This window comes from Streptomyces sp. NPDC005784, from assembly GCF_042871525.1.
GTDB lineage: Bacteria > Actinomycetota > Actinomycetes > Streptomycetales > Streptomycetaceae > Streptomyces.
On record NZ_JBIAIQ010000050.1, the window covers coordinates 1 to 21,621 of the forward strand.

Annotated in this window: 13 protein-coding genes and 1 pseudogene; 5 read left to right on the forward strand and 9 right to left on the reverse strand. The window is 70.7% G+C overall.

Translation table 11 applies throughout. The features are described from left to right. Positions 1–929: 929 nt before the first annotated feature. Complete coding sequence (locus ACFYR3_RS40715; protein ID WP_355854480.1) at positions 930–2,936, reverse strand: collagenase; 2,007 nt, start codon at positions 2,934–2,936, stop codon at positions 930–932. 250 nt (positions 2,937–3,186) lie between these two features. On the opposite strand from ACFYR3_RS40715, the gene ACFYR3_RS40720 reads away from it, so the two are divergent. After that, positions 3,187–4,620 (forward strand): aminopeptidase P family protein, encoded by a 1,434-nt coding sequence (locus ACFYR3_RS40720; RefSeq protein WP_389287143.1) that lies wholly within the window; start codon positions 3,187–3,189, stop codon positions 4,618–4,620. A 38-nt stretch (positions 4,621–4,658) separates the two neighbouring features. On the opposite strand, the gene ACFYR3_RS40725 is transcribed toward ACFYR3_RS40720, so the two are convergent. Next, positions 4,659–5,618 carry a LysR family transcriptional regulator gene (locus tag ACFYR3_RS40725; RefSeq protein WP_328664974.1) on the reverse strand — a complete coding sequence of 320 codons (960 nt, stop codon included), beginning with the start codon at positions 5,616–5,618 and terminating at the stop codon, positions 4,659–4,661. Positions 5,619–6,164: 546 nt separating this feature from the next. On the opposite strand from ACFYR3_RS40725, the gene ACFYR3_RS40730 reads away from it, so the two are divergent. Both ACFYR3_RS40730 and ACFYR3_RS40735 read left to right on the forward strand, forming a co-directional pair. Next, positions 6,165–6,857 (forward strand): hypothetical protein, encoded by a 693-nt coding sequence (locus ACFYR3_RS40730; RefSeq protein ID WP_355854473.1) that lies wholly within the window; start codon positions 6,165–6,167, stop codon positions 6,855–6,857. A 74-nt stretch (positions 6,858–6,931) separates the two neighbouring features. Continuing rightward, positions 6,932–9,823 carry an AAA family ATPase gene (locus tag ACFYR3_RS40735; protein WP_389287145.1) on the forward strand — a complete coding sequence of 964 codons (2,892 nt, stop codon included), beginning with the start codon at positions 6,932–6,934 and terminating at the stop codon, positions 9,821–9,823. A 10-nt stretch (positions 9,824–9,833) separates the two neighbouring features. On the opposite strand, the gene ACFYR3_RS40740 is transcribed toward ACFYR3_RS40735, so the two are convergent. The 5 genes from ACFYR3_RS40740 to ACFYR3_RS40760 form a co-directional block, all read right to left on the reverse strand. Next, the gene (locus ACFYR3_RS40740; protein ID WP_355854467.1) at positions 9,834–12,011 is read right to left on the reverse strand and encodes a bifunctional serine/threonine-protein kinase/ABC transporter substrate-binding protein; all 2,178 of its coding nucleotides are present in this window, start codon (positions 12,009–12,011) and stop codon (positions 9,834–9,836) included. A gap of 39 nt (positions 12,012–12,050) precedes the next feature. Next, positions 12,051–14,330: a bifunctional serine/threonine-protein kinase/ABC transporter substrate-binding protein gene (locus ACFYR3_RS40745; protein WP_355854465.1), complete on the reverse strand. Its 2,280-nt coding sequence runs from the start codon at positions 14,328–14,330 to the stop codon at positions 12,051–12,053. Further along, on the reverse strand, positions 14,330–15,175 hold the full coding sequence (locus tag ACFYR3_RS40750; RefSeq protein ID WP_389287147.1) for a hypothetical protein: 846 nt from the start codon (positions 15,173–15,175) through the stop codon (positions 14,330–14,332). Before ACFYR3_RS40750 ends, ACFYR3_RS40745 begins: the two co-directional genes overlap by 1 nt. Next, complete coding sequence (locus tag ACFYR3_RS40755; protein ID WP_389287149.1) at positions 15,172–15,582, reverse strand: hypothetical protein; 411 nt, start codon at positions 15,580–15,582, stop codon at positions 15,172–15,174. Before ACFYR3_RS40755 ends, ACFYR3_RS40750 begins: the two co-directional genes overlap by 4 nt. Before the next feature lie 415 nt (positions 15,583–15,997). Continuing rightward, a complete protein-coding gene (locus tag ACFYR3_RS40760; RefSeq protein WP_356781591.1) occupies positions 15,998–16,309 on the reverse strand; it encodes a hypothetical protein in 312 nt (103 codons plus the stop codon). A 50-nt stretch (positions 16,310–16,359) separates the two neighbouring features. Between ACFYR3_RS40760 and ACFYR3_RS40765 the strand changes: the two are divergent. Beyond that, a pseudogene (locus ACFYR3_RS40765) lies at positions 16,360–16,903 on the forward strand (dihydrofolate reductase family protein); the annotation flags it as partial. On the opposite strand, the gene ACFYR3_RS40770 reads toward ACFYR3_RS40765, so the two are convergent. Both ACFYR3_RS40770 and ACFYR3_RS40775 read right to left on the reverse strand, forming a co-directional pair. Then, positions 16,882–18,045, reverse strand: a complete 1,164-nt coding sequence (locus tag ACFYR3_RS40770) for an IS630 family transposase (RefSeq protein ID WP_389287151.1) — start codon at positions 18,043–18,045, stop codon at positions 16,882–16,884. The pseudogene ACFYR3_RS40765 and the gene ACFYR3_RS40770 overlap by 22 nt on opposite strands. A 91-nt stretch (positions 18,046–18,136) precedes the next feature. Next, positions 18,137–19,936, reverse strand: a complete 1,800-nt coding sequence (locus tag ACFYR3_RS40775; protein ID WP_389287153.1) for a S8 family serine peptidase — start codon at positions 19,934–19,936, stop codon at positions 18,137–18,139. Between the two features lie 733 nt (positions 19,937–20,669). Between ACFYR3_RS40775 and ACFYR3_RS40780 the strand changes: the two genes are divergently transcribed. Continuing rightward, on the forward strand, positions 20,670–21,524 hold the full coding sequence (locus ACFYR3_RS40780; protein WP_389287155.1) for a CAP domain-containing protein: 855 nt from the start codon (positions 20,670–20,672) through the stop codon (positions 21,522–21,524). The last annotated feature ends 97 nt before the right edge of the window (positions 21,525–21,621 follow it).

The window sequence follows — 21,621 nt, forward strand, 5'->3', positions numbered from 1 at the left end:
CACCCCCCAGGTCATCCGTACGACAGGGGGCACACAGCCATACCGGACCCGGGGGCCAGGCGCCCCATTGCGGGGCCACGGAAAAGGTAACGGGGTACCGTCCCCGACCCGACGGGCGAACGCCTCCGGCCAGCGTCGACGCAGGTAGGCCGGGACCGCAAGTGCCAGCCCCAATCCCATCCCGATGAAGCTGAACTGGATCAGCGCGCCTTCCCAGCCGGGCAGGGAGGGGTCATCGCCCCCGCTGTCGGCCGCTGTGCCGCGCGCGGCGTCGAGCACCGTACTGAGCACGGCGTATGGCGAGATCGACACCAGGCATCCCGCCCCCGTCCAGGCGCAGAAGGCCACCAGGAACCCGGGTATCCGCTAGCAGCGCAGCCATTCCCCGTCGGCCGCCGTGCCATGACGACCCGCCGAAAACATCACGGGCCCCAACGGGCGGGTAGCCAAGACATCCCTCGAGCCCGGCTCTGGGGGCGCGCGGTCAAACGAGACCGCGACATCCGCTCCACACGTACGCCGACCTGGAGGCGGGGTGGAGCGTGCGGCGACTGTGCTGAAGCCGAGGATGCGCGCGGCTGGCTGCATGCCTGCGTGTGCCCGCTCTCGCTGGCCGGCGGCATCGTCCTGATCGCCGCTTCGCGCTCGCTGCAACGGTATGAGCGGCCGAGAGTGCCCACGTCGTTCGGGCCGACCCATCAGATAAGCCCGATCCATGGATACATGCCAGGCGCAACGGCCGTGCCGTCGATCGGTCACCGGGATCCCAGAGTGTCCAATGCAGCGTTCGATCAACGGCATTGGGTTGCCTTGGAGGAGCGGCGCGAGCGGTACGTCTGGCACGCGTTTCACCCCGCCGCCTTGTCAGGCCGCGGGGTGACAGAGAGAGGCAGGGGCAGTTGGCGGCTGGCTCAGCCGTCAGGGCTCGGTCAGCTGCTGCTCCCCCGGCAGGCGCCGGCCGCGCAAGTGTCGAGCCAGGCGGCGAAGTCCGTGTCGTAACGGGTGCCGATGCCGGTGTTGTAGACCGCATAGGCTCCGGCGTAGTCGCCGGTGCGGAACTTGGTGAGCATGGCCTGCACGTCGTCCGGGTGGTTCTCAATCATGTAGCGGACGGCCAGGTAGCCCCATGGGTAAGTGCGGGTCAGGTCGGAGTTGGCGTACGTGCTCTGCCACAGGGTGCTCAGGGCGTAGGTGTGCTTCCCGGCATCGGAGAGCGCCTCGGTGTCGGGCACGCCCCGGTAGCTGTACGACACGTACTCGGCGAAGCCCTCGATCCACCAGATGTCCGGGACCGTCTGGCCCGCGGAGAAGTCGCCGTACGTGTCGTAGCGGCCGTCGAGGTAGTGGGTGTACTCGTGGTTCAGGTTCCAGATGTCCGCGGGGAAGCCGTCGCCCACGCTCTTCACGTAGGCGACGAAGCGGGCCTGGTTGTTCGGGTCGGCGGGGTCGCCCTCCAGGTATTCGCCGCCGTTGTTGGTGCTGTTGCCGAAGATCCAGCCCGAGTACGTCTGGTAGTCCCTGGGGCTCGCGAAGACGACGATCTGGATGTTGGTGTTGCGGTCGTCGGCGACCGGGCCGCTGTCCTTGACTATGCCGTGGAAGTAGGCGTCCTGTCCCTGCACGCTGTTGCAGGCCTCGGCGAGCGCCGAGCCGGTCAGGGACTGGGCCAGGAAAGTGTGCCCGGCATCGCATTTGTAGGTGATGGGGAGTGCCGCCGCGGTGAGCTCGGACGTCAGGTCGCAGGTGTCGTAGTACGAGCATTGGGCCGCGTCGTGCGCGGAAGTCATCTCGGCGGCGCCGACCCACAGCGGAGCGGTCGGGCCGGTGATCGAGGAGGCGCCGAGGAGGCCCTTCACCATCGGCCGCACCTTGTCCTGGAGCCCGGCCGTGTCGAGGAAGCGCGCCGTCTCGGTTCCGGCGTTGGCGGCCATGAAGTACCAGGTCCCGCTCAGCATCGACACGTGGTTCAGGGTGAACGAGTTCAGCGTGTCGATGATGCTCGGGTCAGCGGTGACCGCTCTGATGAACGCGGGGTTGAAGTGGCCGCGGAAGAGCGGGGTGAAGACGTCGTTGACGGCCGTGTCCATGCTCCAGTAGGCGTCGTAGGAGCTGTCGTAGGCGTTCAGCACTCGCTTGTACGTGTTCAGGTAGCGAGCCTGCTCGTTGGCGCTGTCCGTAAGGATGATGACGTCGCCCAGGACGTTGCCGTGTTCCGAACTGACGTGCATGAAGTGGCAGTTGGTGGTGAACGCGTCCAGTCCGCCTTCGATGGCCGCGGCCAGGGGCGGGCCGTAGTCGCCGACGTCGGCCGAGTCGTTGTACTGCACGTAGTAGCCGGCGCGCAGGAACAGCACGAGCTGCCACACGTGGGTGGAGTTGTCGCCGGGATACCTCTGCGACGCGTTCTGGAAGGCGCCTGCGACGGTCACCATCTGCGCCTCGCGGAACACGTTGCGGGCGTCCGTGCCGGTGATGCCGAACAGCGTATTGATGCAGTCGGTGGTCGAGTCCTGGATGTACGCGACGAGTTCGGATCCGGTACGGGTGCCGAAGTCGGCCGGGGTGCACGATGCGGCTGCCGCGTGTTTGGTGGCTTTGGGAGGCCGTACGGTCTTCGAGGTCGAGGAGGTCTGCGGCAACTGCGGGCTGAGCGGCCGGACATGGGCGGCGGCCAGTCGCCCGCTCCGGACGTCTGCTTGATCGGACGCAGTGGTGTTCGCGCCGAGCGGCGACAGCGCGCGCGGCTTGGGCCTGGTCACGGCGGTGGTCGTGGGAGCAGCCGTTGTAGCGGTCTTCGGTCCGGCTGCTGCGAGGGCCGGTGCGGCCAGCAGGCCTGCTGTCAGGGCGCTGACCGCCAGGCTGACGGCCAGGAATCTGGACGCGAATCCGGACGGACTTCCGGGATGGAATCCGGGCAGGGCAGGTCGACGACGCATCAATGCTCCTTCGTGAGTGGGGGGTCGCTTCGAGCACGAGCGGCGAGGCGTGGGGGGAACGTCCCACTCACCGTGGCCAATGACAACGGACCAAGGGATACGACAATGCCGGGGCGGGCCATAACATCCGTGCCCACAAGGGCAGTTGACGGTCAGGGCGGGGACGCCGAGTAGTTCTCCGGCTCGTGTTATGCGTGCGGCGGAAAAGCGGTATGGGGCGGGGCGGCCCCCTGCTCCCTACGATCCCGGTATGACGACGAAGAAGCCGCTCCACACCGGTTCGCACGACCTTCCGGTCTCCTCGGCGCTCGCCGAGTTCCTCATGGGGAACTGGGAGTCTTCGCCGCGCGCCGATCCGCCCCCGCAGTCGATCGCACCGTGGGCGGCCAAACGGCGCGACCGGCTGTCCGCGCGCTTCCCCGGCGAACGGCTCGTCGTTCCCTCTGGCGTCCTCAAGGTGCGCAGCAACGACTGCGACTACCGGTTCCGGCCGCACACCGCGTTCTCGTACCTGACGGGTGCGACTGAGCCTGGCAGCGTCCTGATCCTCGAACCGACCGCCTCCGGTCACGAAGCGGTGCTGCACGTCCGCCCGCGATCCTCTCGCGACACCGGGGAGTTCTACCGCGACCGCCGATACGGTGAGATCTGGGTCGGCCGCCGCGCCACCCTCGACGAGGCCTCCTCACGGCTCGGCGTGGCGACCCAGGGCCTCGACGACGTGCCCGCCCGGCTGATCGGCGCGCGGCCGGCCCGCTTGCTGCGCGGTGTCGACCCGGAGATCGACGCGCTCGTCGACAGCACCGGCCGTGAAGAGGCCGACCTCGAATTCGCTTCGTTCCTGTCCGAGATGCGCCTGGTCAAGGACGAGTGGGAGGTCGAGCAGCTGCAGATCGCGGTGGACGCCACGGCGGCCGGATTCACCGACGTCGTGCGCGCACTGCCCGAGGCCGTCCGCCATCCGCGCGGCGAACGCTGGGTCGAGGGCGTCTTCGGCCTGCGCGCCCGCCTCGAGGGCAACGGCCTCGGCTACGAGACAATCGCCGCCGCCGGAGCGCACGCGTGCGTACTGCACTGGATCACCAACGACGGTCCGGTCCATCCCGGTGACCTGCTGCTGCTCGACGCCGGCGTCGAGTCGGACACGCTCTACACCGCCGACATCACGCGCACCCTTCCGGTGAGCGGCACCTTCACCGCCGCGCAGCGCGACCTCTACGACCTCGTGCTCGCCGCGCAGGACGCCGGTATCGCTGCGGTCCGACCGGGCGCGCGCTTTCGTGACTTCCACCTCGCTGCGATGCGGGTCATCGCCGAGGGGCTGCACTCCTGGGGCCTGCTCCCGGTGACGCCGGACGAGGCCCTTGAGCCCGAGAGCGGTCTGTTCCGCCGCTACACGTGGTGCAGCAGCGGCCACATGCTGGGCATGGACGTCCACGACTGCGCCGCGGCCCGTGCCGAGCAGTACCTGGACGGCGTCCTGGAGGCGGGCCACGTCCTGACCGTCGAGCCGGGCCTGTATCTCCAGCCGGACGACCTGACGCTGCCGCCGGAGCTGCGCGGCGTCGGCGTGCGCATCGAGGACGATCTGGTCGTCACCCAGGACGGCGCCCGCCTCATGTCGTCGGCGCTGCCGCGCACCGCGTCGGCGATCGAGACGTGGATGGGCGAGCTTCTGGCCTGACCCTGCGTCCCAAGGCGCGGGCGCCACCGTAACCGGCCCTAGGAACGGGGCAGATGGAACGTCTGCGCCGCCCACGCCTGGAAGTGCGCCGACCGCGTGATGAGGTCGCGGTAGGACGCGTGCGCGGAGCTGAACAGTGTCTCCGTGATGTCCTCCGTGACCTGGTCGCGGCGCCATGCGAGCAGATAGCGGGTCCACAGCGGTGTGCCGGTCAGCGGTTTGACGATCACGCCCTGGTTCGGCCGGGTCGTGGCCTGCACGATGGAGACGCCGAGTCCCTCGGCGATCATGTCCTGGAGCTGGAGCCGGTCACCGAGGTACTCATGGACGGCCGCGGGCGTGAACCCGGCCGCCGCGCAGGCCGCGTAGAACACGCCCGGCCAGCCGGCACCGTCGTCGGGGGTCAGGAACCAGGCCTCGTCGGCGAGTTCGGCGAGGGGGACCTCCATGCGGTGCTTGAGCCGGTGACCGGCGGGCAGGGCTACGAACGCGGGTTCGTTGACGATCTCGCGATGCGCTACGGCCGCGGAGTGCCGCAGCTCCATTCCGGGGTAGTCCGCGGCGATCGCGGCGTCCAGCTCGCCCTTCTCCAAGTGCTCGACTATCTCCGACGACGGGTAGACGCTGCTCACCGTCAGCGTGAGATCAGGCCTCCGGCTGCGTATACGGACGACCATGCCGGACAGGACGGGCGAGTTGGTCGCTGCAAGGCGCAGGATCCGGGGTGTTCCGACGCCGTTCCCCGGCGGACGACGCCTGATGGCATCCGCACGGGCCAGAATGTCGCGCGCCTGAGTCAGGATCTCAAGGCCGTACTGGGTCGGCTCGACTCCCGACGCGGTACGCACGAACAAGTCCTCACCGAAGAGCCGCTCGATCCGGCGCAGTTGGGTGCTCATCGCCGGCTGAGAGTACTTCAGGAGCGCCGCGGCCCGCCCCAGACTCCCGGCGTCCGCGATCGCACACAAGGTCCGTAGATGCCGAAGCTCCAGGTCCATCGTCCGGGCTCCTCGTCTCGATGCGCCTGCCGTCCGCGGCCACCGGGCGACTCTAGCGGTGGTTCATCGCGGGGGCAGTAAGGGGAGAACCGCTCGATGCCGAGACTGCCGGAGAGCAGCTCGGCCTCGCGCGGCCCGCGGGACAGGTCGGCGGAGAACTGCCGCGGAAGACACGGGACTTGGCCACCGCCGGGACGCGGACGTGCGGTTCGGGACGGAGCGGATCGGCGCGTACCGGCTGCTCCCGTGGCAGGATCGCGCACAGTGCGAAGCGGACCGGTCGACCCCGAACCCCTCATCCACCAGGTCGACGGCCTGGGACATCTGCCATCCGTGACGTGGTCATGGCCGGGTGGTCGACCGCAACCATGGTCGGCTGTGCGGCGTGTGATCCGGTGGGACGGCTTTCGTCTGTCCCCGACCGGAAGGCGAGGGGGCCCGATGACGCAGGAGCAGACCGGGGACACGACGTCGCGGTCGAGACCGGGCACGAGGCGGCCCAGGACAGTGCGAGGCCATGCGCTGCGGTGGGTGTTCCGTCTGGTCATGGCTGCCCTGATCCTGCTGCTCACCATGCGCACCTACGAGGAGACGGGCGTCGCGCACGCACGGTCGAACGGGACGCTGCACACGGCCGAGGCCACCATCACGAAGCTGACGTCCCACACGACGAGTGGGAGAGACGGCGGAGGCCAGGACGGCGGCAGCGGCATCTGGATCGTCACCACCAAGTACACGATCGAACTGCGCGTCGGTGACGAGACGAAGACGGTGGACGGCGTCCCGGACGATTCCGCGAACGACCTCCAGGAGGGACAGCGGGTCCAGGCGGGCCTGTGGCACGGGCGGGTCGTGGAGATCGACGGGCGTGACGTGTGGCCCGGCTGGCATCCCGGTGGGTGGGACATGGCACTGTTCATGCTCTACCCGTTGATCATGGGGTATCTGATCGCCCTCGCCCTGGCCGCTGCCGCGTACCTGGCCGGCCTCGGCGGCCGGGTGCGGCTGGTGCGGCGGGACCGGTCCCCGGCGGTGGCGTTCGGGTTCCTCGTCGGGATGGCGGCGAGCTTCGTGCTCATGGGGTGCGCGGCTTTCGGGAACAGCATCGCGTACTGGCCGGTCGTTCCCGTCGGAGCCGGAACCGCCGTCTCGCTGGTGGGGCTGAGGAGAGTGCTCCGGCGGGCCCAGGCCACCCGCGTCGAGGACTCACCCAGCGGGAACGCACCGGCCCAGGTCTGATGGCCGGGGCCCGGCCGCCCGGGGGACCGCTCTGGAATGATCATGCAAACACGGTGGAGAATGGAGACGCGCTGGTGCCAGCGTTGGACGGGACGGCGACGATGCTGGTCGGCAGATCCGAGGAGCTGAGACGGTTCGACTCGGTGATCGCCGGTCTGGGGAAGGACGGCGTCCCCGCCGTGGTCGACATCGCCGCAGACGCCGGCATGGGGAAGAGCCGGCTGCTGAGCGAGCTTTGTGCGCGGGCGCGTGGGCTGACCGTGCTGCGCGGCAGGGCCACGGAGTACGAGCGGCACACTCCGTTCCAGACGTTCACGGACGCGTTCGCCGACGTCGATCGTGCCCTTCTCGACTCGGACGACGTACCCGAGGCGGCGGCACCGGTGCTGTACGGCGCCGACAGTGTGCACGGCGCCGCGTCGGGCACGGGCAACCGCGATCGATTCGGCCTCTATCGTGCCGTCACGGAAGTGCTGAGCAGGCTCGGGGAGCGGAGCGGGCTGGTGATGGCCCTGGACGACCTGCACTGGGCGGATCCCGCGTCCCTGGAGCTGTTGGACCACTTGATCCGACACCGGGCGTCAGGCCGGGTGCTGCTGGTCGTGGCCCGGCGCGAACGACAGACGCCACACTCGCTTGCCGCCGCTCTGGCACGCGGCGTCGACAGCGGAGCCGTACTGCGCATGCCGCTGCGGCCGCTGCCCGAGCAGGACTCGATCGAGGCGCTGGCCTCTGACCTGCCACCGGGCGACGCCAGCAAGATCTATGAATCCAGCGAGGGCAACCCGCTCTATCTCCTCTCCCTCCTGCACGCCTACCGGCACGGCGCGTCGTCGCGCGGCACCACCGTCCGGGGCCACGACGACACCGCGTCCGGCGTGCCGAGCGGACTGGGATCGCTGCTGCTGGACGAACTGACCGCGCTGACCGAGGCACAGCGCCGTACCGTCGAAGCGGTGGCGGTCCTCGGTGACCATGCCACGCCCGCGATGCTGAGCCTGACGACCGGACCCACCACGGCGGAGGAACTCGACGACTGCATCGGTGCATTGGCGCGACGGGATCTGCTGCGCAGGGGGTCCGACGGGCGCTGGACCCTGCGCCACCCGCTGCTGCGGGCACTGGTCTACGAGCACACCCCCGCACCGCGCCGCGCCGAGATCCACCGGGGCGCGGCGGACGAACTGGCGCGGGCAGGAGCCTCCGCCGCCGAGCGGGCTCATCATGTCGAGAGGTCGCTGGTCGGCTGGGATCCGGTGTCGGCGGCCGTGTTGAGCGAGGCGGCCGCCCAATTCGCCGACACAGCGCCCGCTACCGCCGCTCATCTGCTGCAGGTCGTCCTCCGACTCATGCCGGAGGCACCCGCCCACGCCCAGCAGCGTGGGGATTTGACGCTGGCGCGCGCCAGAGCCCTCGGTGTGGGCGGCAGCCTGCGGGAGAGCCGCGATCTGCTCCACACGCTGATCAGCAGGTCCGGGCCGGACGACGCGTCGCTGCGCGGGGACGCGATAGCGCTGTGCGCGATGATGGAACGGCACCTCGGACACTCCCCGGAAGCGATCGCCCTGCTGCAACGGGAACTGGTCCGCAGCCCTGGTCCTGAGCCCCGCCAGGCGGTCTCCCTGGGGCTCGCGCTGGGCATGGCGGCCCTGAACACCGTCTCCTACCCGGACGTACGCGACGACATCGAGCGGACGCTCGCGACGGCCCGCTCCCACGGCGACCTCATGGGAGAGGTGGGGGCCCTGGCGCTCGGGTCCTTGGGCGAGGCCTACGAAGGGGAGACGGAGGCGGCCCGCCGGTTCGCCGATGCCGCCGCCGGGCTCGCCGACGGTCTGACCGACCCCAACCTCACGGAACTGTGCGAGTCACTGGTGTGGCTGGCCTGGGCGGAAGCCCTGCTGGAGCGCTACACCGACGCGGAACGCCACGCCGACCGGGGGCTGGACATCGCCCGTCGCAGCGGCCAGGTCCACGTCATGCCACACCTGCTGAGCAGCAAGGCCTTCGTGCACCTCAACACCTGTCGGCTGCCGTCCGCCCTCGAGTCGGCGGAGGAGGCGGAATCCGTCGCACGAGCCATCGGCAGCAGCGATCTCCTGGCCTTCACCCTGTGTTTCAAGGCGCTGATCCTGCTCCCGCACCGCCCCCTGGGCGACACCAGGGCCTTGCTGACCGCCGAGGAGGCCGTGGCCGCGGCCGGCGGAAGCCGCCACTGGTGGGCGTCGCTGGCCGGCTGCGTGCTCGGTCACACGGCGCTCGTGAGCGGCGACCAGTACCGCGCGCAGGACGCCATCCTGAGGGCGGGCGGTCCTGAACTGCTGGGGTTGCAACCCTCCATACGCCCAGGCCAGCTGGACACTCTCGTCAGCACCGCCCTCGCGATCGGCGACGTCGAGCAGGCCGCGCGCTGGGCCGCACGAGCCGTCGAGGAGGCCGACCGGATGGGGCTGCACGGCCAGCGCGGGGCGGCACTGCGGGCCGAGGCGGCGCTCGCCCAGCACCAGGGTGACGCCCGCGCGGCCGCAGAGCTCTTCGAGCGTGCCGCGCAGGCGTACGCACCCTCCGGCGCGAGGCTCTGGGAGGCGTACTCCCTGCTGCTGGCGACCGTCCAGGCCCAGGCCGCGGGCGACCGTCCGCGCGCCGTCGCGATGTGGGAGCGGGCCCGCCGTATCGCCGACGACGGCGGCGCGCGCCTGCTGTCCGACCTGGCCGCGCTCGTGCGTCCCCCAGCAGAGGAGGCACCCCTCGCTCCCACGGAACTCGATCAACTGACCGCACGTGAATGGGAGATCGCGGAACTCGTCGCCGAAGGACTGAGCAACCAGGCCATCGCGACCAAGCTGTACCTCAGCCGCCGTACGGTCGAGACCCACCTGTCGGCGATCTACCGGAAGACCTCCGTGTCGTCCCGCTCGGCGCTGGCGAGCCTCATGACGCGTGCCGCCCTGGACCGGCGCGCTTGAACACCGAAACTCAGGCCGTGGCGTCCCGGTAGTCGCCGAGACAGCGGAAGGCGCCCCCGGTCGCCCGGAACAGGTACATCGCGTCCGTGTAGCGGTAGGTGGACGCGTCGTAGCGCAGCCGTTTGGTGATCCCCCGGTAGCCGGTCTCGCGCAACCGGCCCACGATCGCGCCCCGTTCCGCGCGCGACGCGCCCAGGGCCGTCATGGCGCGGGCCACGAAGAGCGTCGCGTCGTAGGCCTCGGCGGAGTACCAGGGCGGTGCGGTGTCGAAGCGGGCGCGGTAGGCGGCGACGAAGGACTTCGCGGCCGTCACCCGGGCCGGATCGAGGAAGGCGGTGGCAAACACCCATCCGTCGGCGGCGTCGCCCGCCGAGGTGAGGAAGCGGGGGTCGAGGGCGCGTTGGCCGGCCAGCCGCGCACCGGAGTAGCCGGCGGAGCGCAGCGCCCGGGCCAGCTGTGCGGCCCGCGCGTACCCGCCGCCGAACACCACCGCGTCCGCTCCCGCATCCGTCACCGACTCCGCGAGGGCCCGGAAGTCGCCGTCCGCGTCGTCCTCGGCGGCGAGGGTGCGCCGAACCGTGGTGCGCTGCCCGGATCGGACGGCCTCGTCGACGCCGGCGCACAGACGCCAGCTGAAGTCGCCCTCGGCGCCATCGTCGATCAGCACCGTTTTGCGGGCCCCGGCGGTGCGGACGAGGTACGCGACGACCGGCGCCGCCAGGGTCGCGTCATTGGGGCGGGTGGCCGCGTACACCCGGTACTTGGTGGGGGACACGTCGTCGAGTCCGACCGACACGGTGACCATCGGGAGCCGTGCCTGCTGGTAGAGGCCGAGGGTGGCCTTCGCACAGGCGTCGGTGGTCGGCCCGAGCACCGCGCGGACCCGGTCGTCGGCCGCCAGCCGCCGGGCGACCTGCCGCGCCCGGGTCGCGCTGCCTTCGTCGTCGTGCACCTGGAGCGCCAGGTCGAAGCCGCGCCCGGCGCGGGAGTTGAGGTGGTCAACGGCGAGCCGGACGCCGTTCTCCTGGGCGCGGCCCGTCGTACGGCCGCTGCCGCTCAGGTCGGCGTGCAGGGCGACTACCAGACGCGGGAGCCGGGTTCCGCTTCCCTGGGCCGAGGCGCGGCCGGGACGGTTCGCCGTCCACCACGCTGCCGTTCCGCCGGCCGCCAGGACCCCGGCGGCCGAGCCAAGTACCAGGAAGCGGCGGCGCGTTGCGCCTGCCGGACCGACGGCCGTCTCATCGCCGGGCGCCGCGTCGGCCACCGTCGCCCCGGACGCTCCGGACACCTCGGTCGCGTCGACGGCGGGCAAAGCGAGCACGGCGGCCGAACGGCGCGCGATCAGCCGGGTCAGGGACTCCGGCAACCAGCCCCCGCCCTCGCCCGTACCGTCCAGGGCCCGACGTATCTCGGCCACGGCCGGCCGGGAGCCGGGCTCCTTCGCCAGGCACCCCCGCAGCAGTGGCAGCAACGACTCCGGTACGCCGTCCAGTTCCGGCTCGTCATGGACCGTGCGCACCAGCATCCCGGCCGCGGAGCCATGCCCGAAGGGGCGCTCGCCCGTCACGGCGTACGCCAGCAGACAGCCGAGCGAGAAGACGTCACTGGCCGGCCCGATCTCCCGGCCCCTGCCCTGCGCCTGTTCGGGGGAGAGGAACCCGGGGGAGCCGACCACCATCCCGCTGGCGGTGAGCGCGGTGTCCTCCGGCATCCGGGCGATACCGAAGTCGATCATCCGGGGTCCGTCGACGGCGAGCAGCACATTGCCGGGTTTGACGTCCCGGTGCACCAGCCCCGCCCCGTGCACCGCGTCCAGCGCCTCGGCCAGCCGCACGCCCAGGACACGAACGGTCCCGTACGGCAGCGGCCCGCACTCCTGCACCGCCTCCGCCAGCGAGGGCCCCGGCACGAACGCCGTGGCGAGCCACGGCGACTCCGCGTCCGGGTCCGCGTCGAGCAGCGGTACCACCCAGGGGTTGGCGACCCGGCCCCCCGTCTCCACCTCACGGCGGAAACGGGCCCGGAACCCCGCGTCGTCCGCGTGCGCCGCGCGGATCACCTTCACCGCGGCGAGCGCGCCTCCGGCAGAGCGGGCCAGGTACACCACACCCATGCCGCCCGCGCCCAGCCGGCGCAGCAGCCGGTAGCCCGCGATCCTGGCCGGGTCGGCGCCGCGCAACGGCTCCATCAGCGCCTCATCCGGTGGACACCTGGTACGAGCGCCCCATCAGGTGGACACCTGGAACGGCGCCACGCCCTGGTACGCGAACCGGCCGCCGGCGACCTTCCACAGGTAGACCCCGCTGCCGTCGATGACCAGGGCCCCGGTCGTCTTGTCGAACGCGAGGTTCCGGCTGATCCCCTTGTACGTGGCCGAGCGCAGCGCCGTCGTCAGGTTCTGCCGGGTGCGGCGCCCGGCAGTCAGCGAGCGCAGAGCACGTACGGAAAGCTGCGCCACGTCGTACGTCTCGACGGCGTACCGCTCCGGCTCCGCGTCGAAACGCTTGCGGTGAGCGGCCCGGAACGCCTTCGCCTCGGGCGCCACGGTGGCGTCCATGACCGGGGCGACGATCACCCAGCCGTCGGCCGCGTCCCCCGCGGCGGACAGGAACCGTGCGTCGAGCACCCCCTGGGCGGCGGCCCTGGCCCCCGGGAAGTCACGACTGCCCAGTTCCCGGGCCAGCAGCGCTGCCCGGTCGTGGTAGCCGGCGAACACCACGGAGTCCGCGCCCCCGTCGAGCAGGGCATCCAGGGTCGGCCCGAAGTCGGTGCGCAGGGCGCTGACCACCTTCGGCACGGCCGGCTGCCGTTCCTTCCGCAGGATGTTGGCGAGGGTGCTGCTGATCTCCCAGCCGTAGGCGTCCGCCGCCCGGTCGTCGACGATCCCGACCGTGCGCGACTTCGCGGTGCCGCGCACATACGCGTCCAGGTAGAACGGCAGGACCGTGTCCGTCACCCGGGCGTGCAGGAAGGACCGGCTGCCCATCACCCCCAGCACGGTGGCGCCGGGCGACACCGCGATCAGGGGCAGTGAGGCCGCGTCGTACGCCGCCAGCGAGGCCAGGGCGGTGGCGTCCGTGGTGGGACCGATCACGGCCAGCACGGAGCGGTCGGCGACGAGCTGCGCGGCCGCCTTGGGTGCCCGGGCCGGATCGCCACCGTCGTCCACCGTCTTCACAGCGAGAACGAAGGGACTGTCCGCACGGGAGTTGAACTCGTCGACCGCCAGCCGCAGCCCCCGCTCCTGAGCCCGGCCGGCCGCCTTCTGATCGCCGCTCAGGTCGGCGTGCAGACCGAGGGTGTACACGGGACTGCTGGAGTTCGGGGCGGCGTTGTCGTTCTCGCCGTCACCGGAGAGGGCCGCCCACGCGGCCAGTCCGCCCCCGGCCGTGACCACCGCCGCGCCTCCGGCCAGCAGGAGGAAACGGCGTCTGCCGACGGCACGGGCCGCGGGCTGCGCGGCCGCCGTGTCCGTCGCAGCGGTGCCGACGGACGCGGCGTCGACCTCGGTCTCGTCGATGGAGGGCAGCGCGAGCCCGGCGGCCGACCGTTCCGCGATCAGCCTGACCAACGGCTCAGGCAGCCAGGCCTCGTCGCCGGGGGCCGGCACCGTTTCGTGGGGAATCCTGTCGTCCTCGGGTTCTGGAGGACGTACGACTCTCAGGGCCTCCCGCGGGTCGGAAGGTGAGGCGGCCGACGAGGGCGCGGCGGCCGTGAGGGCCTCGGACAGTGCCTCGGCCATGGGCCGCAGCTCCGGGTCCTTCTCCAGACAACTGCTCACCACCTCGGCGAGCTCCGCCGGAACACCCTCCAGATCCGGCGCGTCGTGCACCGTCCGGTACAGCAGCGCGTCGATCGCCCCGGTGCCGAACGGAAGGCGCCCCGTCGCGGCGAAGGCCAGCACGCAGCCCAACGAGAAGACGTCTCCGGCCGGTTCCGGATCCCGACCGCCGAGCGCCTGTTCCGGTGGCAGGAACCCCGGCGTGCCCACCACGACACCGGTCGAGGTGAGCGCAGTGTCCTCGGAATTGCGGGCCACACCGAAGTCGATCAGCCGTGGGCCCTCGAGCGCCAGCAGCACATTGCCCGGCTTGACGTCCCGGTGCACGAGACCGGCCGCGTGCAGCTCCCGCAGCGCCTCGGCGAGCCGCGCCCCGAGCACCCGCAGGCTCGGCACCGGCAGCGGCCCGTGCGCGGCGAGGGCGTCGGCGAGCGAGGGACCGGGAACGAAGGTGGTCGCGAGCCAGGGCGGTGCCGCCTCGGGGTCCGCGTCCACCAGGGACGCCACCCACGGGCTGGTCATCCGGCGGGCCGTGTCCGCCTCACGCCGGAATCGCTCCCGGAAATCGGGGTCCTCGGCGTACTCGGCCTGAATCACCTTCAGCGCGACCAGAGTTCCGCCGGCCGAGCGGGCCAGGTACACCACCCCCATACCGCCCGCGCCGAGCCGTCCCAGCAGCCGGTAGCCCGCCAGCCTGGCAGGATCCGAAGTTCGCAGCGGCTCCATCACTTCCCTTTCAGCCGCTGCTCGATGCGCGTCAGCATCTGAGCCAGGGCCTTGCTCCCCAGTTGTTCGAGTTCCTGCGCGGTGTTGCCCTTCGCGCCCGTCACGGAGACGGCCACGACGACCGTGCCCAGCCGGGCGACCATCCACCGGTACGGCTGTGCGGCACCGCCGTTCTCGACGTATTGGCCGGCCTCGAGTACGGAGTCGTCGGCGTACTCCTGCTCGCGGGCGCCGAAGGGGGTGCCGAGCGACATGAGACCCGTGATCCGTTCGTCGGACCGGGGCCGCTGCTCCGGGCAGCGCAGCACCTCTTCGAGGGTGGTGCTCAGCTGCTCGTCGGCGCCGAGGACGGAGGCGTGCACGGTGGCGACCGCCGTCACCTTGACCGCGCCCTTGCCTGCGCCGGCCGGGAGCCGACTGTAGCGGGACGTGCTCGACAGCATCCCGCGCGAGAGCTTCTCACGCTGCCAGCGGCAGTCCTCGTTCAGCGCGGCCCAGGTGCCCGGGGTGCTCTCGGCCGGAGTCTGGGCGACGAAACTCCGCCCCCAGCCGGCCGGGGCGAGCACGACGGATTCGGTCAGCCGGCGCCCGTCCTTCGCGGTGCGGGGGACGAGGGAGGCATCGGGCGTGAAGACGGAAGAGGCGGCGGACACGCCGGCCGACGGGGTCTCCCCCTTGACCGGCGAGGAACTGGCCGAGGCGCGCGGTGAAGTACCGGCCGAGGGCGAATCGCTCTGCCGGGAAAGCTGGTTGTCCGTCCCCTGGGCCGAACACCCGGCCAGCAGAGTCCCCGCGACCAGCAGCGTCGTCCAACTGCCCCGCATCCCATGGGCGTTGCTTGTCACTCAGTCCCCTCAAAACCGTTCGTGCCATTCGACTCGTCGAACATAGACGGCCGGGAGGTAACGGACCTCCGTAGAACTACGTATCTGGTTACGTAATCCGCAAGCGGAACGACGACAGTCGCGGTCAGCACCAACGCGCCCGCAGACACGCACAGGAACCGTTCGAAGAAGACGACCGGGATACGCCCATCGGGCAACAGGGCGGAGGCGACGGCGCCCAGCGTCGTCTTCACCGCCACCGGCGCCCAGAACAGTAGGGGCCCGTACGACGCCCCGTGGAGGCGAGCCGTGCAGCGCCTCAGCAGCCCGCGACGCCCGATGGGGACGGTCGCCCAGACCCAGCCGACGATTCCGGCCGGCGTGGACGCCTGTGCAGGGCCGATCCACCACGGTATGCCGGGCACCATGGGACTCCCGAGTACGGCGAAGCCCAGTGACGTCCCGGCCGGCCGCCGTGCGTGACGTCGTCCCAGAGCCCGTGGGTGACCGCGCCGAGCCACGCCGAGATCACGGTGACGTACCAGCGATGGCGCACCTGCCCCAGGACTCCGTACTCACGCCACCAGCCCCGCAGGTGCCGGGCGACGACAGGGGCCGACCCGCCGGATGAGCAGCGTGGCGACGACACTCAAGGGGACGCCCCACAGGGCGAGTCCGGCCCAGGTGTGCCCGTACGTCGGCAGGGCGCGCCCACCGCGTAGGCGAGGTCCGGCGCGGTGCACCCGACCACCAGCGCGACGCCGTCGGACCAGTGAGGCCGCCCTATCTTCAACGACATCACGGCGGCGTGCGACGGAAAGGGCAGTGGCACTGTTCGTCACCTCATGCCTTGCTCCGGCGGGCGCGCAGGGTGCGCGTCACACGTGTGACCCCGTAGCCGAGCAACCAGGGCAGCACAGTGACGCCCAGGACGCAGACGTAGATCGTGCCCAGGAAGTCGTCCCTCCAGATCGGATCGCTCAAGGTGGGGTCCCGCAGTTGGAGGATCACCGGGAACCCCGTCGGCTCCAGCGGCAGCAGCACCGACAACAACCGCGGCCGCCAGCCAGGTCCGAGGGCGCACCACGTCCCCAAAGCGCCCATGACGAAGGGCCCGAGCGGCACCCACAGGATCACCGGGATGAGCAACAGCACCAACCAGTCGTCCGAATACCCGCATGAACCCCTGACCCAGGCCTCGGACACCCGAGAGGCTGTTCGCCCGGGCCGGCGCCACGGCGAGCTGGCCCATGCGCACGGATCCTGGGGGAGCCGGGGCCTCGACGACTACTTCACGCGGGACTTCGCACGCAACATTGGTGCCGAGATCATGGGCCGCAACAAGTTCGGGCCCCAGTGCTGGCCCTGGCAGGACCATGAGTGGCTCGGCTGGTGGGGGAGGAGCACCCGTTCCGCACGCCGGTGTTCGTCATGACCCACCACAAGCGTCCGTCGTTCACGCTCTCCGACACCACGTTCCACTTCGTCGACGGCAGCCCGGCCACGGTCCTCGAACGGGCGCGGGAATCGGCGCAGGGCAAGGATGTCCGGCTCGGTGGTGGGGTTACCACCATCCGGCAGTTCCTTGATGCTGACCTCGTCGACACCATGCATGTGGCGGTCTCGCCGGTAAAGCTCGGGTCTGGACTGCGCCTCTGGGAGTTCCCCGATGAGTTGCTCGACAAGTTCCACCTGGAGGTCGTGCCCAGCCCGAGTGGCGTGACGCATCACCTGTTCTGGCGAAGGTGATGCGAGGGCACACTTGAGTTCAGGCTGCGGCTGCGAGGGGGGCGTCCGCCCCAGCGAAATCCCTTCTCGCTGCGAATGCGGGCGCGTTCGCGGCGCTGTGCGGCCAGGGCGTCGGGGTGGCGGGGGTTCTGGTTGCGCCATCGCAGATAGCGGTGCAACTGGGGGGTCTGGACGGTGTGGTTGGGGTGGTGGGAGTTGGCGAGGGTGAACTGCCGCAGCGGCCCGAAGTGTGCCTCGATCGGGTTGGCCCAGGACGCGTTCGTCGGGGTGAAGCACTGCTCGACCTTGTTCCTCGTCGCCCAGCGGCGCATACGCCCGTTCTTGTGGGCTGAGAGATTGTCCAGGATCACATGGACCGGGGCGCCGTCCGGGCGGGCCGCACGGATGCTCTTGAGCGCGGCCCAGGTCGGGCCGATGCCCTTGCGGCGTCTGCTGACGCCCCACAGGGTGTCGTCGCCGACCGAGTAGCAGCCATGGAAGTAACGGGTCCCGTGAGTGCGGTGATAGGTCGCCGGCAACCGGTCCGGCCTGCCCCGCTCGGCCCAGCAGGCCCCGGCCGTCGGGCGGATGCCCAGCGGCCCGAACCCGTCGAAGGCGAAGGTCCGGTCCGGGCGCTCGTGGAGCACGTACTCGATGCGGTCCAGCTTGGCGTCGAAGTCCGGGTCGATGGACTCCTTCCACGTCTTGGTGCGCTGGAATGTGACCCCGCGGCTGGCAAGTAGGCAGCGCAGGGCCTCGCGGCCGATCCGTATCGGGCGGGCGAGGTCGCGGCGCAGGTGATCGGCGAGTTTCCGGATCGACCAGCGGGTGAAGGGCTTGCCGAGCTTGGCCGGGCAGGTGGTGGCCATCTGGATGACGAAGTCCTCGTCGTCATCGCTGAGCAGGCGGGGACGGCCTCCCGCCCACCGAGGGGCCAGACAGGCCAGCCCGATCTCGTTGAACTTGTGGATCACGTCCCGGACGGTGTCCTCGTCCGCCTGCACGAGCCGCGCGATCACCGGCACGGTGTTCCCGCCCGCTGAGGCCAGCAGCATCATCGCCCTGCGGAACTGCACCGTGCTGGTGCTGCCCCGTCGCACGATCCGCAGCAGTTTCTGCCCCTCCTGCTTGGTCAACGTACGGACCCTGACCGGCTGTGCCATCCCGCCTCCCCGCGCCGATCGGACGTGTCGTCACATCCAACCGGCACGAGGACCATGAGCACCAACCCGGCGAACCTACGCGGTCACAGCACTAGAAGGTCAGGTTCCAGGCGTCGATCTTGCCTGTGTCGGAGGCGGCGTTGTCGTTGACGCGCAGCTTCCAGGTGCCGTTCGCGACCTCCGAGGAGGCGTTCACGGTGTAGGTCTGGGCGATGTTGTCGGCGCTGCCGCCGGCGTGGTTGTGCAGCGTGTAGACGGTGCCGTCCGGCGCCACCAGGTCGACCTTCAGGTCACCGATGTAGGTGTGCTTGATGTCCACACCCACCTTGAGGGTGGCCGGGGCGTTGCCGGTCACGCCGGTTATGGCGATTGCGCTCTCCACGGTCGCGTTGTCGTTGATGGCGAAGTCCGCGAGGTTCTCGAAGTACTTACCAGGCGGCGGGGTGGTCCCGACGGCCTTGAGGGCGTCGACTTGTCCTTCGCCGAAGAACGAATTGTTGGCCGTCGTGCCCGTGCAGCGGCTGTCCGAGGGGCAGGCGATGTCGTTGGCTTGGGCGGCCAGCTTGGCGCGGATCTGCGCCGGGGTGATGCCCGGGTTGGCGCTGGCGATGAGTGCCGCCACGCCGACCACGTGCGGGGTGGCCATCGAGGTACCGCTCTTGCTGCCGTAGCCGCCGCCGGGGACGGTGGAGTACACGTTGCTGCCCGGCGCCGCGACGTCGATGACGCCCTGCCCGTAGTTGGAGAACGAGGCCTTGGTGACACCCGTGCCGTTGGCCGCGACCGTGACCACGCCCGGCAGCTCGGTCGGGATGTCGAGACAGGCGTTGGTGATCGTGCGGGTGACCGGCGTCGAGTCGTTCGGGCTCGCGGAGTCGGTCGTCTTGTGGGCGAGGTCGTAGTTCTCGTTGCCCGCGGCGGCGATCTGGAGGGAGCCCTTGCCCTCGGCGTACTCCTGGGCGCGCTTGACGCCCTCGATGATGGCGACCTGGTCGATGTTGTCCGGGCAGTTGAACTGCCACGGGTCCGTGTAGTAGCTGTTATTGGTGACCTTGAAGCCGTGGTCACCGGCCCAGACAAAGCCGCAGATGGTGTTCTCGGCGAAGAAGAAGGAGTTGCCCGGCTCAGCGACCCGGACCGCGGAGATCTTCACCCCGGGGGCCACGCCGACGACGCCCTTGCCGTTCTTGGCCGCGGCGATGGTGCCCGCTACGTGGGTGCCGTGCGTGTCGACGTCCCGCCAGGCGCCGACACGGGTGTCGGGCTTGCCGTAGGCGCAGGAGACCGAGTCGGCCGCGTTGAAGTTGGGCGCCAGGTCCTGGTGCTGGTCGTCCACACCGGTGTCCAGGATGCCGACTGTGACGGAGGCGGAGCCCGGGTTCACGGCCCAGGCCTGGTCGGCCTTGATCTGGCTCATGTCGGCCCGGACCGGTTCTCCGGCCGGGGTCGAGGTCTGGGCCGGATTGGCCGGGAGCGCCGGGTTGTAGGCGTCGGCCGGGACGTCCGAGGTGCGCGTGGCGCCGACCTGCTGCACGCCGGCGACGCCGCGCATGGTGGCGGCGAATTCGCTGGACGCCGAGTGGGCGACGATCACGCCGATGGCGTCGAAGTTCGAGAAGACGGTGCCGCCGTTGGTCGCGATCGCGGAGCGGACCGCCGAACTGTCACCGGGGGCGGTGATCACGAGGTAGGCACGCGTGCCGGCCACCCAGGTCGCACTCTGGGAAGCCGGCACGGCGGCCGGAGCGTGGGCCTTGGCGGCTGGCACGGAGGAGGGGTCGATGGGGAGCGTGCCCGCGAGGGCGCCCGGGGCGCCGAACGCGAGGGCGGCGCCGAGCGTGGCCGCCAGGACCAGCGTGCGTCTAGTACGGCTGGATGTGTGGGGTATCAATGCGTCCTCCGGAGACGGCCCGGCCGTGCTGAGGGCACCGGCGGGGCCGTACGAAACGAGTGGTGGATGCAAGATGTCAGGCGCGTGCTCCCGTACGGAAGTACCTTTCCGTGCAGGGGCGTTATAGGGGAATGGCTGAAAAGAGACGTACTCCGGGCATCGGGGGATCGGGATCCACCGGCAGCCGCTGGCGGCGGCGGTGATGGCCTGGCGGTAGGTGTGGTCGACGACGTCACGGCATCTACGCTGGCGACCTCGACGCGCTCCTGTGCACGGTCATTGCCGCCTGCCCCCCCCGCACGCCGGGCACTGAAAGGGTTGTGGGGAAAGTCAGTGACATCCCTCACGTGCCCGGTCCTCATCAACGTGCCGCGATAGTACGTGGCGTGTGGCTGATATAGGCGGATCTGGCATATGGAAGCAGGCATACGCGGCATCTCGGCCGGGGTCACCGGCCCGGGTCACCGGCATGGAGCCGCCGGACCGCCTCTGCCGCCCTTCTGACGGAGTGTGAGGAGCCGGCGGCGTCCGGCGCGGCGGCCCGGCACAATCTCGGGCCGGATTCAAGGGTGCCCTCGCCTACTAGGCGAGATAGTTGAAGCCCCCGTTGTCGTGCCCTCCCGCGGCTTTTAACAATGACGGCCCCGCAAGGCGTCCCCGCAGGTCAAGCACAGTGTCTGTGCGAAACCGAGCCCGCCGGAGGCGCAAGGAGAGTCGACCGAACGAGGTCCGCATGAGGAACCACCGGAAGCACGGCAGGAAGACGCGCCGCCGGCCCATAGTCGTCGCCGTCCTGGCGATGGGCGCGGTGGCGGTGCCGTCGGCCGCCATGGCGTGCATGCGCGACGAAGGAGCCGAGGCCATCACCGCCACGTCCAGCGGTCCCTGGACGGACGGGAGGAAAGCGTCCTGGGACGGACACCGGACGGACGGGAGGAAGGCGTCCTGGGACGGGCACCGGGGACGGGACGTCCGGACCGCGAAGCCCTTGGCGACGGCTTCGCCCTCGGCCTCGCCGACGACCTCTCCCAGGACTGAGGCGCCCGCCCCGGAGAAGTCCAAGGCGCCCGTCTCGAAGGCGACCACCCCGCCCGCCCCGACGAGGACCGCCGCCGCGCCGAAGCCGACCGCCGTGCCCCCCTCGACGACCGCCCCCTCACCGAAGCCGCCCACCATCACGGCTCCCGCCGCAGGCACAGCGACCCCCGCGTCCGCCGCCGTCGCCCGCGTGGTTGCCCTGGTCAACAGCGAGCGCGCCAAGGTCGGTTGCTCCCCGCTCGCCCTGAACGCGAAGCTCTCGCAGGCCGCCCAAGCCCACAGCGCGGACATGGCGAGCCACAACACCATGTCGCACACCGGTTCCGACGGGTCCGACCCGGGACAGCGGATCACGCGCGCGGGCTACCTCTGGAGCACCTACGGCGAGAACGTCGCGTACGGGTACTCCACGCCCGAGCAGGTCATGGCGGGCTGGATGGCCAGCGCCGGCCACAAGCGCAACATCCTGGACTGCGGCTTCAAGGAGATCGGTGTGGGGGTGGCGCAGCCCGGCAACTACTGGACGCAGGACTTCGGCACGGCCCGCTGACGCTCACGGGGCCCACGCCCGTACGGCCCGCCGACCGTCACGCCAGCCGCGGCCGGCGTGGGTGCCGTTCTGCCCAGGGCGCAGGTACTGCGCGAGT

Coding starts and splice junctions, on each gene's coding strand:
- ACFYR3_RS40755 (WP_389287149.1), bottom strand. CDS start 15,582: ATGGTGCCCGGCATACCGTGGTGGATCGGCCCTGCACAGGCGTCCACG.
- ACFYR3_RS40730 (WP_355854473.1), top strand. CDS start 6,165: ATGGCTGCCCTGATCCTGCTGCTCACCATGCGCACCTACGAGGAGACG.
- ACFYR3_RS40740 (WP_355854467.1), bottom strand. CDS start 12,011: ATGGAGCCGTTGCGCGGCGCCGACCCGGCCAGGATCGCGGGCTACCGG.
- ACFYR3_RS40770 (WP_389287151.1), bottom strand. CDS start 18,045: ATGGCACAGCCGGTCAGGGTCCGTACGTTGACCAAGCAGGAGGGGCAG.
- ACFYR3_RS40745 (WP_355854465.1), bottom strand. CDS start 14,330: ATGGAGCCGCTGCGAACTTCGGATCCTGCCAGGCTGGCGGGCTACCGG.
- ACFYR3_RS40720 (WP_389287143.1), top strand. CDS start 3,187: ATGACGACGAAGAAGCCGCTCCACACCGGTTCGCACGACCTTCCGGTC.
- ACFYR3_RS40780 (WP_389287155.1), top strand. CDS start 20,670: ATGAGGAACCACCGGAAGCACGGCAGGAAGACGCGCCGCCGGCCCATA.
- ACFYR3_RS40715 (WP_355854480.1), bottom strand. CDS start 2,936: ATGCGTCGTCGACCTGCCCTGCCCGGATTCCATCCCGGAAGTCCGTCC.
- ACFYR3_RS40725 (WP_328664974.1), bottom strand. CDS start 5,618: ATGGACCTGGAGCTTCGGCATCTACGGACCTTGTGTGCGATCGCGGAC.